This window comes from Parvibaculum sp., assembly GCF_035325945.1.
Taxonomy (GTDB): Bacteria; Pseudomonadota; Alphaproteobacteria; order Parvibaculales; family Parvibaculaceae; genus Parvibaculum.
The window spans coordinates 1-13,331 of sequence record NZ_DAOKYX010000025.1 but is presented as its reverse complement, the minus strand read 5'-3'; the positions used below and the strand labels follow the sequence as shown (position 1 = coordinate 13,331).

10 protein-coding genes and 1 pseudogene are annotated in these 13,331 nt (G+C 65.8%); 1 reads left to right on the top strand and 10 read right to left on the bottom strand.

Annotation, left to right across the window (positions count from 1 at the left end):
- The 8 genes and pseudogenes from PKA57_RS11610 to ileS form a co-directional block, all read right to left on the bottom strand.
- Positions 1-184 (bottom strand): annotated as a pseudogene (locus tag PKA57_RS11610) (VOC family protein); the annotation flags it as partial.
- Between the two features lie 175 nt (positions 185-359).
- Positions 360-2,183, bottom strand: coding sequence for a DNA mismatch repair endonuclease MutL (mutL, locus tag PKA57_RS11605; RefSeq protein WP_324300710.1), 1,824 nt, complete (start codon positions 2,181-2,183; stop codon positions 360-362).
- A gap of 6 nt (positions 2,184-2,189) precedes the next feature.
- Positions 2,190-3,518, bottom strand: a complete 1,329-nt coding sequence (locus PKA57_RS11600; protein WP_324300708.1) for a glucose-6-phosphate isomerase — start codon at positions 3,516-3,518, stop codon at positions 2,190-2,192.
- Between the two features lie 142 nt (positions 3,519-3,660).
- Positions 3,661-5,055, bottom strand: coding sequence for a pitrilysin family protein (locus tag PKA57_RS11595; protein WP_324300706.1), 1,395 nt, complete (start codon positions 5,053-5,055; stop codon positions 3,661-3,663).
- Entirely contained in the window at positions 5,052-6,479 is a 1,428-nt protein-coding gene (locus PKA57_RS11590; RefSeq protein WP_324300704.1) for a pitrilysin family protein, read from the bottom strand. Before PKA57_RS11590 ends, PKA57_RS11595 begins: the two co-directional genes overlap by 4 nt.
- A gap of 92 nt (positions 6,480-6,571) precedes the next feature.
- Positions 6,572-7,159 carry a DUF3035 domain-containing protein gene (locus PKA57_RS11585; protein ID WP_324300703.1) on the bottom strand — a complete coding sequence of 196 codons (588 nt, stop codon included), beginning with the start codon at positions 7,157-7,159 and terminating at the stop codon, positions 6,572-6,574.
- A 74-nt stretch (positions 7,160-7,233) separates the two neighbouring features.
- Positions 7,234-7,797, bottom strand: a complete 564-nt coding sequence (lspA, locus tag PKA57_RS11580) for a signal peptidase II (RefSeq protein ID WP_324300701.1) — start codon at positions 7,795-7,797, stop codon at positions 7,234-7,236.
- Positions 7,798-7,800: 3 nt separating this feature from the next.
- Positions 7,801-10,692, bottom strand: a complete 2,892-nt coding sequence (gene ileS / locus PKA57_RS11575; RefSeq protein ID WP_324300699.1) for an isoleucine--tRNA ligase — start codon at positions 10,690-10,692, stop codon at positions 7,801-7,803.
- A 269-nt stretch (positions 10,693-10,961) separates the two neighbouring features.
- Between ileS and PKA57_RS11570 the strand changes: the two genes are divergently transcribed.
- A complete protein-coding gene (locus PKA57_RS11570; protein WP_324300697.1) occupies positions 10,962-11,738 on the top strand; it encodes a transporter substrate-binding domain-containing protein in 777 nt (258 codons plus the stop codon).
- A gap of 157 nt (positions 11,739-11,895) precedes the next feature.
- Here the strand turns inward: PKA57_RS11570 and PKA57_RS11565 are convergent, their stop codons facing one another.
- Positions 11,896-12,324 (bottom strand): PaaI family thioesterase, encoded by a 429-nt coding sequence (locus tag PKA57_RS11565; RefSeq protein ID WP_324300695.1) that lies wholly within the window; start codon positions 12,322-12,324, stop codon positions 11,896-11,898.
- Positions 12,324-13,199, bottom strand: coding sequence for an isocitrate lyase/PEP mutase family protein (locus tag PKA57_RS11560; RefSeq protein WP_324300694.1), 876 nt, complete (start codon positions 13,197-13,199; stop codon positions 12,324-12,326). Before PKA57_RS11560 ends, PKA57_RS11565 begins: the two co-directional genes overlap by 1 nt.
- Between the last annotated feature and the right edge of the window lie 132 nt (positions 13,200-13,331).

The window sequence follows — 13,331 nt, the reverse complement described above, 5'->3', positions numbered from 1 at the left end:
GCCGCTTCATGTCGGCGGCGAGGCTCGTCTCGAGCCATGTGCCGAGAACGAAGCCGTTCATCTGATAGAAGACGATCTCCTCATTCCCGAAGACGGGCGCCCAGCCGAACCCTTCGCAATAGAAGCGGCGCGAGCGGGCGAGATCGGCGATGCCGAGCGTGATGACGGAAAGCTGTTGCTGCATGATCCACGCACCCTCATATGCGCCGACGCGACATGCGCCGGCGGATGGGTCGCGGGACTTGGCGCCCATGCGCCAGCCAGAACTCCCGCTCGGGGAGCGGCCGGGCTAACCGAACCGGCCTGCCTTTTTCGACCGGTCAAGAATAGCCGGGACGAGATGCCTGTCCAGAAATACTCTAGCGGCGGCCGAACAGGCGCTCGATGTCGGAGAGTTTCAGCTCCACATAGGTGGGGCGGCCGTGATTGCACTGGCCGGAATGAGGCGTCGCCTCCATCTCGCGGAGAAGCGCGTTCATCTCCTCGGCGCTGAGGCGGCGGCCCGCGCGCACCGAGCCATGGCAGGCGATGGTGCCGCACACCTCTTCCAGCCGCTCCTTGAGAGAGAGAGCTTCGTCCATCTCCGAAAGATCGTCGGCAAGATCGCGCACGAGGCCCGCCACATCGAGCCTGCCGAAGATCGCGGGCACCTCGCGCACGACGACGGCGCCCGGCCCGAAGGCTTCGAGCACGAAGCCGAGTTCGGCAAGCTCGCCCGCGCGCGCGGCGAGGCGTTCGGCCTCCGCCTCGTCGAGTTCGACGACTTCGGGGATCAGCAATATCTGGCGGGCGACGCCGCGCGTCGCCATGGCGCTCTTCATGCGCTCATAGACGAGGCGCTCATGCGCCGCATGCTGATCAACGATGACGATGCCGTCCGCCGTCTGCGCGATCACATAGGTTTCATGCAACTGGCCGCGCGCGACGCCGAGGGGCCGGGCCTCGGCCTCAGCCACCGCCTGCGCTTCCGGCGCAGGCTCGACGCGAGCGGAGCGGCCGAGATCGGCAAAGGCGCCCTGCCAGCGCGACACGCCCTCGCTCTCCGCAAGGTCCGGCCGGTGCTGCGGCATCGGCGCCTGCTCATAGCGTTGCGGCGCGAAGAGCGCCCGTTCCGGCTCGGCCCTCAACGCGCCAAGCGCCGCGCCCGCCACCGTGGTCGATGCGCGATGGCCAGCCTGATGCAGCGCATGGCGAAGCGCGCCGACGATGAGGCCGCGCACGAGCCCCGCATCGCGGAAGCGCACTTCGGCCTTCGCCGGATGGACGTTCACATCGACATCGCGCGGGTCGATCTCGACGAAGAGCGCGACCGCCGGATGCCGGTCGCGGGCGAGATAATCCGCATAGGCGCCGCGCACCGCGCCGATGACGAGCTTGTCGCGCACTGGCCTGCCATTGACGAAGAGAAACTGCATCTGCGTCGTACCGCGATTATAGGTCGGCAGGCCCGCAAATCCCGTCAGCCGCACGCCTTCGCGCTCGGCCTCGATGGCAAGCGCATTCTCCGCGAAGTCGCGCCCCATGATGGCGCCGAGGCGGCCGAGCCTGCCCATCTCGCCCGGCATCTCGGTTTCGAGCCGCAGCATGTTGCGGGCCTCGCTTGTCAGCGAGAAGGCAACCTCCGGGTGGGCCATGGCGAGGCGCTTCACCACATCGCCGACGGCCTGCGTTTCCGAACGCTCACCCTTCAGAAATTTGAGGCGGGCGGGCGTGGCGAAGAAGAGATCGCGAACCTCTATGCGCGTGCCCGTGGGCCCGGCGGCGGGCTCGACGGGCGAAATGCGACCGCCTTCGACCGTCACCTTATGCGCCGTATCGGCGCCCGGTTCGCGGCTCAGGATCGAAAGGCGCGCCACCGCGCCGATCGACGGCAGAGCCTCGCCGCGAAAGCCGAGCGTCGCGATATCGTGGAGATCCTCGCGGCCGGCTTCATCGGCCTTGAGTTTCGAGGTCGCATGACGCTCGATGGCGAGCGCGAGATCGGCGGCGCTCATGCCGCATCCGTCGTCGGTAACGCGGATAAGCTCGCGCCCACCGGCACCGATGACGATGTCGATGTGGCGAGCGCCGGCATCGAGCGCGTTCTCGACAAGTTCCTTCACCGCGCTCGCCGGCCGCTCCACCACCTCGCCCGCCGCGATGCGGTTGATCGTGCCTTCGCTCAGACGGCGAACGATTCCCATGCGCCCTTACATCTCCGCCAGGTATTTCTTCGCGAGGATCTTGCCCTCCTCGACCGCGGGCTGATCGAACGGATCGATGCCGAGCATCCTGCCGGCGATGATCGTCTCCAGCATGAAGTGCATGAAGAGAGCGCCGAGCGTGTATTCATCGAGCGTCTTCAGCCTGAAGCGGCGCACCGGGCGGCCGTTTCTCGCCAGCGTGTCCACGGTCGCGCGGGCTTCCGCATCGACGAGATCGCCGATGCGATGGCCGGCGAGCGACGCGAAGGCGGGCTCATCCCTGAAGGCTTCCGCGATCTCGGGGCCCTCACCCGCCGTTTCCGTGCTGAAGACGGTGAACATCTTGTCGCGCGGGCCCGCAAGATAAAGCTGCAACTGGCTGTGCTGATCGACGGGGCCTAGCGCGCGCACCGGCGTCGTGCCCTTGCCATCCTTGCCGAGGCTTTCCGCCCAGAGCTGGCAGTGCCAGGCGAGGAAGCGCTCGAGCCGGTCGGCATAGGCCATGAGCACGCAAATATTCGCGCCCCTCTCGCGCTGGAGCGCCAACGAAAGCGCCGCACCGATGGCAGGCGCGATCTCGCCCGCGGGTTTTCCGGCAAGCACCGGCGCCAGCACATCGCGCGCGCCCGCGCGAATGGCATCGACATCGAGGCCGAAAACATGAGCGGGCAGCATGCCGACATTGGTGAGCACGGAATAGCGCCCGCCAACGCCCGGATCGTGCTCAAGCGTCGGGAAGCCATGCTTCTCCGCGAAGGTGCGCAGCGCATTGGGCTTGCCGTCCTTCGCAGGCTCGGTCAGCACGGCGAAATGGTATTTCATATATTTGCCGCCGCCCGCCTTCTCGATCGCGGTCATGGCGGCGAGCATCTGCATGGAGGGCTCGACCGTGCCGCCCGACTTCGAGACGACGAGGAAACGCGTCGTCCTGAGATCGGTCGCGGCCAGCGCCGCCTGCATCGTCTGCGGATCGAGATTGTCGACGATGTGGATGCGCGGACCCTTGTGGAGATGGGCCTGCGTGCCCCAGCCGGTGAGCTGCGCCAGCGCCTGCGCGCCAAGCGAGGACCCGCCAATGCCGAAAAGGAAAAGATCGGTCGTGTTGTCGAGGAGCTTCGCCGCGACCTCGCGCAAGGGCGCGATATCGTCCGCGCGCTCGGGCACGCGCAGCAGGGCGAGCGTCTTCTTCTCGTAGGCTTCCTTCAGCCAGGCAAGCGCAGGCGCGGCCTCCTCCAGCGCGCGCTCATAGGCGGCGCGGGTGAGCCCGCCCTCGCCTATCTTGTCCTCGAAACAGGTGTCGACGAGCTGCTCATAAGGCAAATTGGGTCGGGACATTTTTGTGAACTCACAAATCTTGTGCATGATTTTCCGACGCCGACGGGAATCAGGCGTCCACCCCCCATGCAGAGGTCACGTTAACAAGAACCGGCTTCCACAACCAGCGCCGGCAAGACGCGACGCCCTCGAAGGCGCTCGCTCAGCCGCCCGGCGCTGCCTCATGTGGGCCCGCGGGCTCGGCCGGCATGGGCCGCTCGGCGGCGCCCGGCGCCGGGGTTTCCGACATGTCGGGCTCGCCCACGATGGAGACGATGAGCCGGTCTGACCTGAAGAGGCGCTTGGCCACCCGGGCGATGTCTTCCTTCGTCACGGCCTCGATGAGCCCGTTGCGGCGATCGACATAGTCGATGCCGAGATTTTCCTGCTGGATGCCGAGAAGCTCGCCCGCGATCTCCGTGTTGGAGTCGAAGCGCAGCGGATAGGAGCCGGTCAGGTAGGTCTTCGCGTCGGCAAGCTCCTGATCGGTGAGCCCGCCTTCCGCCATGCGGGCAAGCTCGGCGCGGACGATCGAGAGGGCAACGCCGGTCGTCGCGTTCTTGGTGCCGAGCTGGCCGAGGAAGAGCGCGCCGTGGCGCATCGGATAGAGATAGCTCGACACGGAATAGGCGAGCCCGCGCTTCACCCGCACCTCCTCCATGAGGCGGGAGGAAAAGCTGCCGCCGCCGAGAACGTAATTGGCGACAAAGGCGGGAATGAAATCCGGATCGGCGCGCTTCAGTCCTTCCTCGCCGAAGATGACGACGCTTTGCGGGAAGGGCCGCTTGTCGATGACCGTTCCGGCTTTCGCGGCCACCTTCACTTCAGGCATTTTCGGCAGATGCGACTTTGCCGGCAGGGCGCCGAAGGTCCTGTCGAGAAGGGCGCCGAGTTCCGCAGGCTTGATGGGGCCGACGACGCCGATCTTCATGTTGTCGCGCGCGAAGACATTTTTCGCGTAGCCCTGAAGATCCTCGCGGCCGATCCGCGCAATCGACTTCGCCGTGCCATCGCCGGGACGCGCATAGGGATGATCGCCAAAGGCGGCCTTGTAGAAATTCCGCGCCGCGATCCACTCCGGGTCCTCGGCATTGCGGGCGATGATCGTCGCGATCTGCGCGCGGATGCGCTCGACGGCATCGGCATCGAAACGCGGCCGGGTGACGGCAAGGCCAAACAGCGCGAATGCCTCGTCGCGCTTTTCCGCCAGCGTCTTGAACCTGCCCTCGAAATAATCGCGGTCCTCGGAAAAGGACATGGTGGCGCCTGTATCCTGCAGGCGTTTCTGGAACGCCTCGGAAGCGAGATCGCCCGCGCCTTCATCGAGAAGGCCCGAGACGAAATTCGCAAGCCCCTCCTTGTCCTTCGGATCGTAGGCCGAACCTCCCCGCCAGGAGACGTTCATCACGATGACCGGCACCTCGTATTCCTCGACGAGCCAGGCCTCGATGCCGCCGGGGCTCACGACGCGCTCGATCTTCATGGCCTCGGCGGGCAGCGCCCATGCGACCAGCACGAGCCAGAAAGCCGCGACCGGGAGGAGAGCCTTGCGCATCATGACCGCTTCTCCGGTAGAAGTTCGCCCGTGACCGCGTGGGCGCCGTCGAGAACCTTCCTCGCCGCCGCCATCACATCCTCCGCGCTCACCGCGCGGACACGATCGGGAAATTCATAAACGTCGCGCGCGCTGAGCCCCGTCATCAGGCCGCTGCCATATTGATAGGCCCGGGTCTGCTGGCGATCGCGCGCATAGACGGAGCGCGCGACGATCTGCGTCTTGGCGCGCTCAAGCTCGTCGGGCTTCACCCCGTCGCCGAGGAAGGCCGAGATTTCCGCATCGACCGCCTTTTCCAGCGTCTCGAGCCCGTCGCCGACGCGCGGAATGGCGTAGAGGCCGAAGGAACCCGCGTCGCGCTGGTCGCCGCCATACCAGGACTGCACCGCCGTGGCCCGGCCATCGCGGACGACGAGCGCGCTGTAGAGGCGGCTCGTCGTGCCGCCGCCCAGAATTTCGGCGAGCACTTCCAGGGCGGCCCGCTCCCCGGGGCCCGCCTGGGCGGCGCTCGGCGCGGGATAGAAGCGCAGCCATGTCGCCTCGCGCACGCGCGCGTCATGAAGCGTCACGCGCTCGGGCGCGCCGGGCCAGACGACGGGCGGCAGCTTGCGGACATAGGTCGGGGCGCGTTCCGCGATCGAGCCGTAATATTTCTCGGCAAGCGGCTTCAGCTCCGCGCCGGTGATGTCGCCCGCGACGATGAGGATCGCATTGTTCGGCGTATAGAAGCGGCGATAGAAATCGAGCGCGTCCTCAGTGGAAAGCTTTTCGATTTCGGATTTGTAGCCGATCACGTCGCGCCCATAAGGATGCTTGCCGAAGAGCTTCGCATCCATCGCCGACTGGAGGGTCGCCAGCGGATCGTTTTCGATCCGCATACGGAGTTCCTCGACGACGACATCGCGCTCGGGCAGGACTTCCTTGTCGGTGAGCCTGAGGCCGGTCATGCGGTCGGCTTCCATCTCCATGACGAGCGGCAGCCGGTCGCGCGCGATCGCCTGATAATAGGCGGTGAAATCGTAATTGGTGAAGGCGTTGTCCTTGCCGCCATTGCGGGCGACGATCCTGGAAAATTCGCCGGGGGCGATCTTCGCCGTGCCCTTGAACATCAGATGTTCGAGGAAGTGCGCAAGGCCGGTCTTGCCGGGCGTTTCATCCGCCGCGCCGACCCGGTACCAGACCATATGGGTGACCACGGGCGCGCGATGATCGGCGATGACGACGACCTGCATGCCGTTGGAGAGCCTGAACATCTCCGGCGCGCTCGGCCCTTCTGCCACCGGCACGGGGTCGGAGGCTACGGGAGCGGGACGCGGCGCAAGCGTCGCCTGCGGCGCGGCCATGGCGGCAAGAGCGATGCAGGAAAAAGCGAGGGAGGCGAGCGAAAGACGGAGGAACGAAACTCGGGAGGCGCGGGGAAGAAGCAATGTGTCGCTCCATCTTGCGGGCCCGGCTGGGCCAGGGACGCGGAAGGCCCGCCATGACAAGCGGGCCCTCCCCTTCGAGCGATGAAACCGGCTTAGAAGATCGAGGACCACAGTCCGCTGAAGAAACCCGGCTTCGCCGGCGCCTTGGACGGCGTTTCGCCCTCGGTGACGGGCTTGCCCTCGGCGCTGTTCTGCTGGATGCGCTGACGCTCGCCCGCGGAATCGACCAGCCGCTCGTCCGGCGGGGTTCTCTGCTGCCAGAAAAGCACGTCGTCGGTGAAGCGCTTGTCCTTTTCGACGAGGGTACGCGTTTCGGCGTTCACGACCTGACGGATGCGCGGATCGGCCTCGGTGGCGCCGGTCTGCTGAAGCAGCGCCTGCTCGCCGACGCTGCCTGTCGCAGGCGTCTGGGCGGCCGCCTCGTTGCCGATGAGCGCCGCCTGGGCGACGGCGGAAGGCTGCAAATTCGCTTCCTGCGGACGCGGCGCGCCCGGCTCCGGCGGACGGAGCGCGAAATCCGGCGGGATGGCCAGCGGAGCCTTGGTGACGATCGCGAATTCGTCCGGCGCGTCCTTGCCATAGCCGAGGGCTTCCTTGAGCCCACCGCCGCCGCAAGCCGCGAGCGACAGGGACAAGCCGCTCAGGATAGCCAGGCTTGCGATCCGCCTGTTCTTCAGCATTACCGTCATGTCCTTCAGCTTTCGGGTATCGAGACGACGACCCATTTGCGTTGGCGCATATCGGGCCCGCTTTTTCAGGCGCGCTCGTCCTTGCGCGCCTTGCTGCCCTGATCCGTCTGTTCGGAGTGAACCGGTCCGAACACTCCCGGCAATGCGGACTCCAGCAAGATCAGGCCGACGCCCATGACGATCCAGATGTCCGCGACGTTGAAGATATACCAGTAAAAGCCGAAGGCGTGAAAACTAAAAAAGTCCGCGACGGCCCCGTAAAGGAAGCGGTCGAGCACGTTGCCAAGCGCGCCGCCGATGACGAGGCCAATGGCGATCGCAGTGATCTTCGCCTCGCTTCTGGCTAACCATAATCCGAGCCCCGCCACTACGCCGAGCGCGAAAACGATGAGCCCGATGCGGCCCACAAGCGTCTCGGCCTGGAAGAGCCCGTAGCTCACGCCCTTGTTCCAGGCCATGACGAGATCGAAGAAGGACGTGATCTCGACCCGGCCGCGCGAGGGCAGATCATAGACGCTGAGCATCCACCATTTGTGGAGGCGGTCGCTCGCAAAGCCGAGGATGGCGACGAGCGCCCCGAGCCCCGAAAGAGGCCCCCAGACCGGCCGGCCGGCAATGCGATACGTCATGTCCTATCCTTTTCGGAGCGCGTCGAATTCCATCACGGCGGCGGCGTCGCGCGGTGTCAGATCAGGAAAGCCCGGAACGCTGCCGACCTCGGGAAGAATTTTCCACGAGCGCGCGCATTTGCGCCCCTGGGCGAGCTTCGGCACGACGGCGACGCCCGGCACATCGTCGAGCCGGAAGGCATCGGCCGGCCCCTCGCCCTCGATGAGGCTCGCCTGCGAGGTGATCGCAATCTCCGCGAGATCGAGGCCCGCCATGGCGGCCATCAGCTCGGCGTCCGCGACATAGACATCGGGCGCGGCCTCGAGACTCGCGCCGATGCGCTTCTCGCGGCGTTCGATCTCGAGAGCGCCGGTGACGACGCGGCGAAGCTCGCGCACCTTGCGCCACTTTTCCGCCAGCGCCTCATCGCGCCACCCGGCCGGCACCTCGGGGAAGAGACGCAGATGAACCGATCCGTCCTCGGAGGGAAAGCGCGTCTGCCAGACTTCCTCGGTGGTGAAGCAGAGCACCGGCGCGAACCAGGCGGTGAGGCACATGAAGAGTTCGTGCAGCACAGTCCGGCAGGCGCGGCGGCGCAGCGAGGACGGCGCGTCGCAATAGAGCGCGTCCTTGCGGATGTCGAAATAGAACGCCGAGAGGTCGATGTTCATGAAATTCGTCAGCGCATGGAAGACGCGCTTGAAATCGTAATCGCAATAGGCCTTGCGCACGAGCTCGTCGAGTTCAGCGAGACGATGGAGGATCACGCGCTCGAGTTCGGGCATGTCCGCAAGCGCGACCCGCTCATCCTCGCCGAAGCCGGTGAGGCTGCCCAGCATGTAGCGGAAGCTGTTGCGGAGCTTGCGATAGGCCTCGACCGTCGACTTGATGATCTCCGGCCCGATGCGCTGGTCTTCCCAGTAGTCGGTCGAGGCGACCCAGAGGCGCAGAATGTCGGCGCCGTTCTGCTCCATGATCTTCTGCGGGACGACGGTGTTGCCGAGCGACTTCGACATCTTGCGGCCCTGCTCGTCGAGCGTGAAGCCGTGGGTCAGCACCTGCCTGTAGGGTGCGCGGCCGCGCGTGCCGCAGCTTTCGAGAAGCGAGGAATGGAACCAGCCACGATGCTGGTCCGAGCCTTCGAGATAGAGATCGGCGGGCGAACGCAGATCGGCGCGCTGTTCGAGCACGAAGGCATGCGTGCAGCCAGAATCGAACCAGACGTCGAGAATGTCCGTCACCTTCTCGAAATCGTCCGTATCGAGATCATCGCCGAGGAAATAGGATGCTGACTTGTCGAACCAGGCGTCGGCGCCGCCTTCCTTCACCGCCTCGACGATGCGGGCACGGATCGCGTCATGAGCGGATTTCGAGGGCACGATCTCGCCGGTCTTCTTGTGCACGAAGATGGTGAGCGGCACGCCCCAGGCGCGCTGGCGCGAGACGACCCAGTCCGGCCGGCTCTCGATCATCGAATGGATGCGATTGCGGCCCGCGGGCGGAACGAAGCGCGTCTTCCCGATCTCGGTGAGCGCGACCTTCCGCAGATCGTTCACCTCCATGGAGATGAACCATTGCGGCGTGTTGCGGAAGATGAGCGGCGCCTTGGAGCGCCAGCTATGCGGATAGGAGTGAGTGAGCTTGCCCTGCGCGAGGAGCCGCCCCGCCTTCTGCAATTCCTCGATCACGGCGGCGTTGGCCGTTCCTTCCTTGCCCTGACGGGTGAGGACGAACTTGCCGGCGAAGAGCGGCACATGCTCGAAATAGACGCCTTCGGCATCGACCGTTTCGGGAATGCCCTTCTGGCCGAAATTCGCCATCCAGAGTTCGTAGTCGTCCTGGCCGTGGCCCGGCGCGATGTGGACGAAGCCGGTACCCGTTTCCTCGGTGACGAAGTCGCCCGCGAGGAGAGGCACGTCGAAATCATAGCCCTGCCCCGCGAAGGGGTGGGCGCATTTCGCAATCTGCGAGGGATCGACGGCTTCCTTGCGCTCCCAGGCGGTGACCTTCGCCGCCTTGAAGACCTCGCCCGCAAGATTATCGGCGAGGATCAGAAGCTCGCCGACGCTGGCGGTGCTTCCCTCGGCCGTCTCCTCGACGCGGTAGAGGCCATATTCGATCGTCTTCGAATAGGCGATGGCGCGATTGCCGGGAATGGTCCAGGGCGTCGTCGTCCAGATGACGACCGCAGCGCCCGAAAGCTCCGCCGGGCCGCCGAGGACGGGAAACTTCACCCAGATCGTGCGGCTGACATGGTCGTGATACTCGACCTCGGCCTCGGCGAGCGCAGTCTTTTCGACCACCGACCACATGACGGGCTTCGAGCCGCGATAAAGCCCGCCGCCCTCGCGCGCGAATTTCAGGAACTCCTCGACGATGGTCGCCTCGGCGTCGAAGGACATGGTGGTGTAGGGGTTGTCCCAGTCGCCCACGATGCCGAGCCGCTTGAACTCGGCCTTCTGCACCTCGATCCAGTGGGCGGCGAAGTCGCGGCACTCGCGGCGGAACTCGGAGGCCGGCACCTCGTCCTTGTTCTTGCCCTTGGCGCGGTACTTCTCCTCGATCTGCCATTCGATGGGCAGTCCGTGGCAGTCCCAGCCCGGAACATAATTCGCATCGTGGCCGAGCATCTGCTGGGACCGGACGATGATGTCCTTCAGCGTCTTGTTCAGCGCATGGCCGATATGGATGTTGCCGTTCGCATAGGGCGGCCCGTCATGAAGGATGAAGGGCTCGCGGCCCTTCGCCTCGAGGCGAAGGCGGCGATAGAGGTCCATCTTCTCCCAGCGGGCCAGCCATTCGGGCTCGCGCTGGGGAAGGCCGGCCTTCATGGGGAAAGGCGTTTCGGGAAGGAAGATCGTCTCGCGGTAATCGCGGGATTGCGCCGGGGTATCGGTCTTGCTGTCGCTGGCCATGGGGGTCTCGCGCAGTTCGGGGTTCGCGTCATGTCTAAAAAAGGTCGTCCCGGCCCGGGCGCATTTCGGCGGCCCTTATCGAAGGACCTCTCAGCGGCAGGCCGGGCCGCTAATTCGTGCGAGCCCTATGGCAAAATGGCGCAGATGACGCATTTTCATGGGCCCGGTTTTTAGCAGCGGTCCGCTTCACAGTCCAGTAAGGGGGAATTATCCCCGGTGCGCGGCGGAAGGGCTAGGATCGGGCCCGCGTTGCGAATATCGAGGAACCGATGCGCCAGATTGCCTTTCGCCTGATTCTCGCCCTTGCCTTCCTTGTGCTTCCGGCGCTTCCCGCCGCGGCCGGGGAGCGGCTCGACGCCATCGAGGCCGCGGGCACGCTCAGGATCGGACTCACCGGGGATTACAAGCCTTTTTCGGCGCTCGAACCCGGCAGTGGTGAATTCACCGGCCTCGATGTGGAGCTTGGCCGCTCGCTGGCGCGCGCGCTCGGCGTCCGCCCGGTTTTCGTGAGGACGAGCTGGCCGACGCTTTCGGCCGATCTCGAAGCCGGCAGGTTCGACATCGCCATGGGCGGCATCTCGATCACGGAAGCGCGGGCGAAGATCGGGCTCTTCTCGGCGCCCGTGCTCAGCGACGGGAAGACGCCGATCACGGCCTGCAAAAATGTATCGAAGTTCCAGACGCTCGACGAAATCGACCGGGAGGGCGTGCGCCTCGTCGTCAATCCGGGCGGCACGAACGAGAAATTCGCCCGCGCGCATATCCGCCGGGCGACCATCATCGTCCATCCCGACAACAACACGATCTTTCAGGAGATCGTGGCCGGGCGCGCCGACCTCATGATCACCGACGCGATCGAGACACGGCTGCAGGCAAGGCTCAACCCCTCGCTCTGCGCGGTGCATCCCGACCGGCCGTTCGACCGGGCGGAGAAGGCCTACTTCATGCCGAAGGACGAGGCGCTCAAGACGCGGGTGGATGGGTGGCTCGCAGAGGCGAAGGCATCGGGCGAGTTCGCGGCGGCGCTGAAGAAATGGGTGGAATGAGGCGCGGACGGAGGGCCATTCCACAAGCACTGCTGTCACCCCGGATTAGTTCCGGGGTCCAAGGCGGCAGGCAGGGAGCGCGCGGCTCTGGATCCCGGGTCAAGCCCGGGATGACATATTGCGGTGCGTTGCCACATTCGCGGACAGTCGCGCCGGATCAGGCCGGAATGATCCGCTCCACCGCGCGGGCCTTGAGCGCGAGCTTGCCGTCTGAATTGGTGAAGGTCGCCTCGACATAGGCCTGCGTCTTCGAGACGTTCACCACATGGCCCTCGCAGGCGAGGATGCCTTCCGTCACGGGACGGAAGAAATGCATCTGAAGGTCGGAGGTGGTGAAGTTCTGATCGTCCTTCAGAAGCGTCATCAGCGCGAAGGAGCAGGTCTGGTCGGCAAGCGTGGCGAGATAGCCGCCGAAGATCGCCACAGGATTGAGATATTGCGGATCGACCGGCCAGTCGTAGCGGATGCGGCCCGGCTCGACGATGGTGAGGCGCCCCGCATAGAGATTGAGCGCCGCGACATGAGGCGGCGCCTTCTCCATCTCGCCCGCCGCGATGCGCTTCAGAATGTTCGACCAGCTCGGCATTATTTCGTCTCGTCGGAAAATTTGGCGGCGCTGGCAAGAAGCTCCGGCAGCCCCACGATCTCGTTGTAGCGCTGGAAGGTGACGCGCGGCTCGCCCGCAGGCAAGCCCTCGCCGCGCAGCAGCGTGGCATAGACCTCCTCGAGCCGGCGGGTGACAGCGAGAAGGGCGGCGACGGGGAAGATCGCGATCTTGTAACCGATCTCCTCCAGAACGCGCGCGGAGAGATAGGGCGTCTTTCCGTCCTCGACCATGTTGGCGAGGAGCGGCACGCCCTTGAAGGTGCGCGCAATCGTCTGAAGCTCGGCCATGTCGCGCGGCGCCTCGATGAAGAGAATGTCGGCGCCCGCCTTGAGGAACGCCTCGCCACGCCGGAGCGCCTCGGAGAGATCATGCGTCGCGCGGGCATCGGTGCGGGCCATGATCTTGAAATCGCGCGAGGTGCGGGCATCGGCCGCGGCGCGGATCTTCTCGGCGGCCTCGGCGAGCGAGATGACCTCCTTGCCCTCCATATGGCCGCAGCGCTTGGGGAAGACCTGATCCTCGAGCTGGATGCATTGCGCGCCCGCAGCCTCGTAGAGACGGGTGAGACGAGCGGCATTGAGCGGCCCGCCATGGCCGTTGTCGCCATCGGCGATGAGGGGCGCGGGCATGGCGGCTTCCGCGAGAGCACGCACGCGGTCGGCCATTTCGGTTGCTGAAAGGAGGCCGATATCGGGCAGGCCAAGCGTCGAGCCGGCGACGCCGAAGCCCGTCATATAGACGGCGGGCGCGCCTGCCTGCATGGCGATCCGTGCCGAGAGCGCGTCATAGGCGCCGGGCGCGACGACGATGCCGGGTGCGGCGAGAAGGTCCGAAAGGGATCTGGTCGATGGCACGATGGGCTCCCCTGCATGGCCCCGTCGCGCCGCCAAGGCCGGAAACGATCCGGCGGGCGAGGAGCCGCCAGCTCCGTGCATGACGCCCCTTGTGGCATCGGTCAAGTCCGGCGGGGGATTTTCTCCCGGGCC

Excerpts from the sequence above, each read along its gene's own strand:
- mutL (WP_324300710.1), bottom strand. The coding sequence starts at position 2,183 with ATGGGAATCGTTCGCCGTCTGAGCGAAGGCACGATCAACCGCATCGCG.
- PKA57_RS11600 (WP_324300708.1), bottom strand. The coding sequence starts at position 3,518 with ATGTCCCGACCCAATTTGCCTTATGAGCAGCTCGTCGACACCTGTTTC.
- PKA57_RS11595 (WP_324300706.1), bottom strand. The coding sequence starts at position 5,055 with ATGATGCGCAAGGCTCTCCTCCCGGTCGCGGCTTTCTGGCTCGTGCTG.
- PKA57_RS11585 (WP_324300703.1), bottom strand. The coding sequence starts at position 7,159 with ATGCTGAAGAACAGGCGGATCGCAAGCCTGGCTATCCTGAGCGGCTTG.
- lspA (WP_324300701.1), bottom strand. The coding sequence starts at position 7,797 with ATGACGTATCGCATTGCCGGCCGGCCGGTCTGGGGGCCTCTTTCGGGG.
- ileS (WP_324300699.1), bottom strand. The coding sequence starts at position 10,692 with ATGGCCAGCGACAGCAAGACCGATACCCCGGCGCAATCCCGCGATTAC.
- PKA57_RS11570 (WP_324300697.1), top strand. The coding sequence starts at position 10,962 with ATGCGCCAGATTGCCTTTCGCCTGATTCTCGCCCTTGCCTTCCTTGTG.
- PKA57_RS11565 (WP_324300695.1), bottom strand. The coding sequence starts at position 12,324 with ATGCCGAGCTGGTCGAACATTCTGAAGCGCATCGCGGCGGGCGAGATG.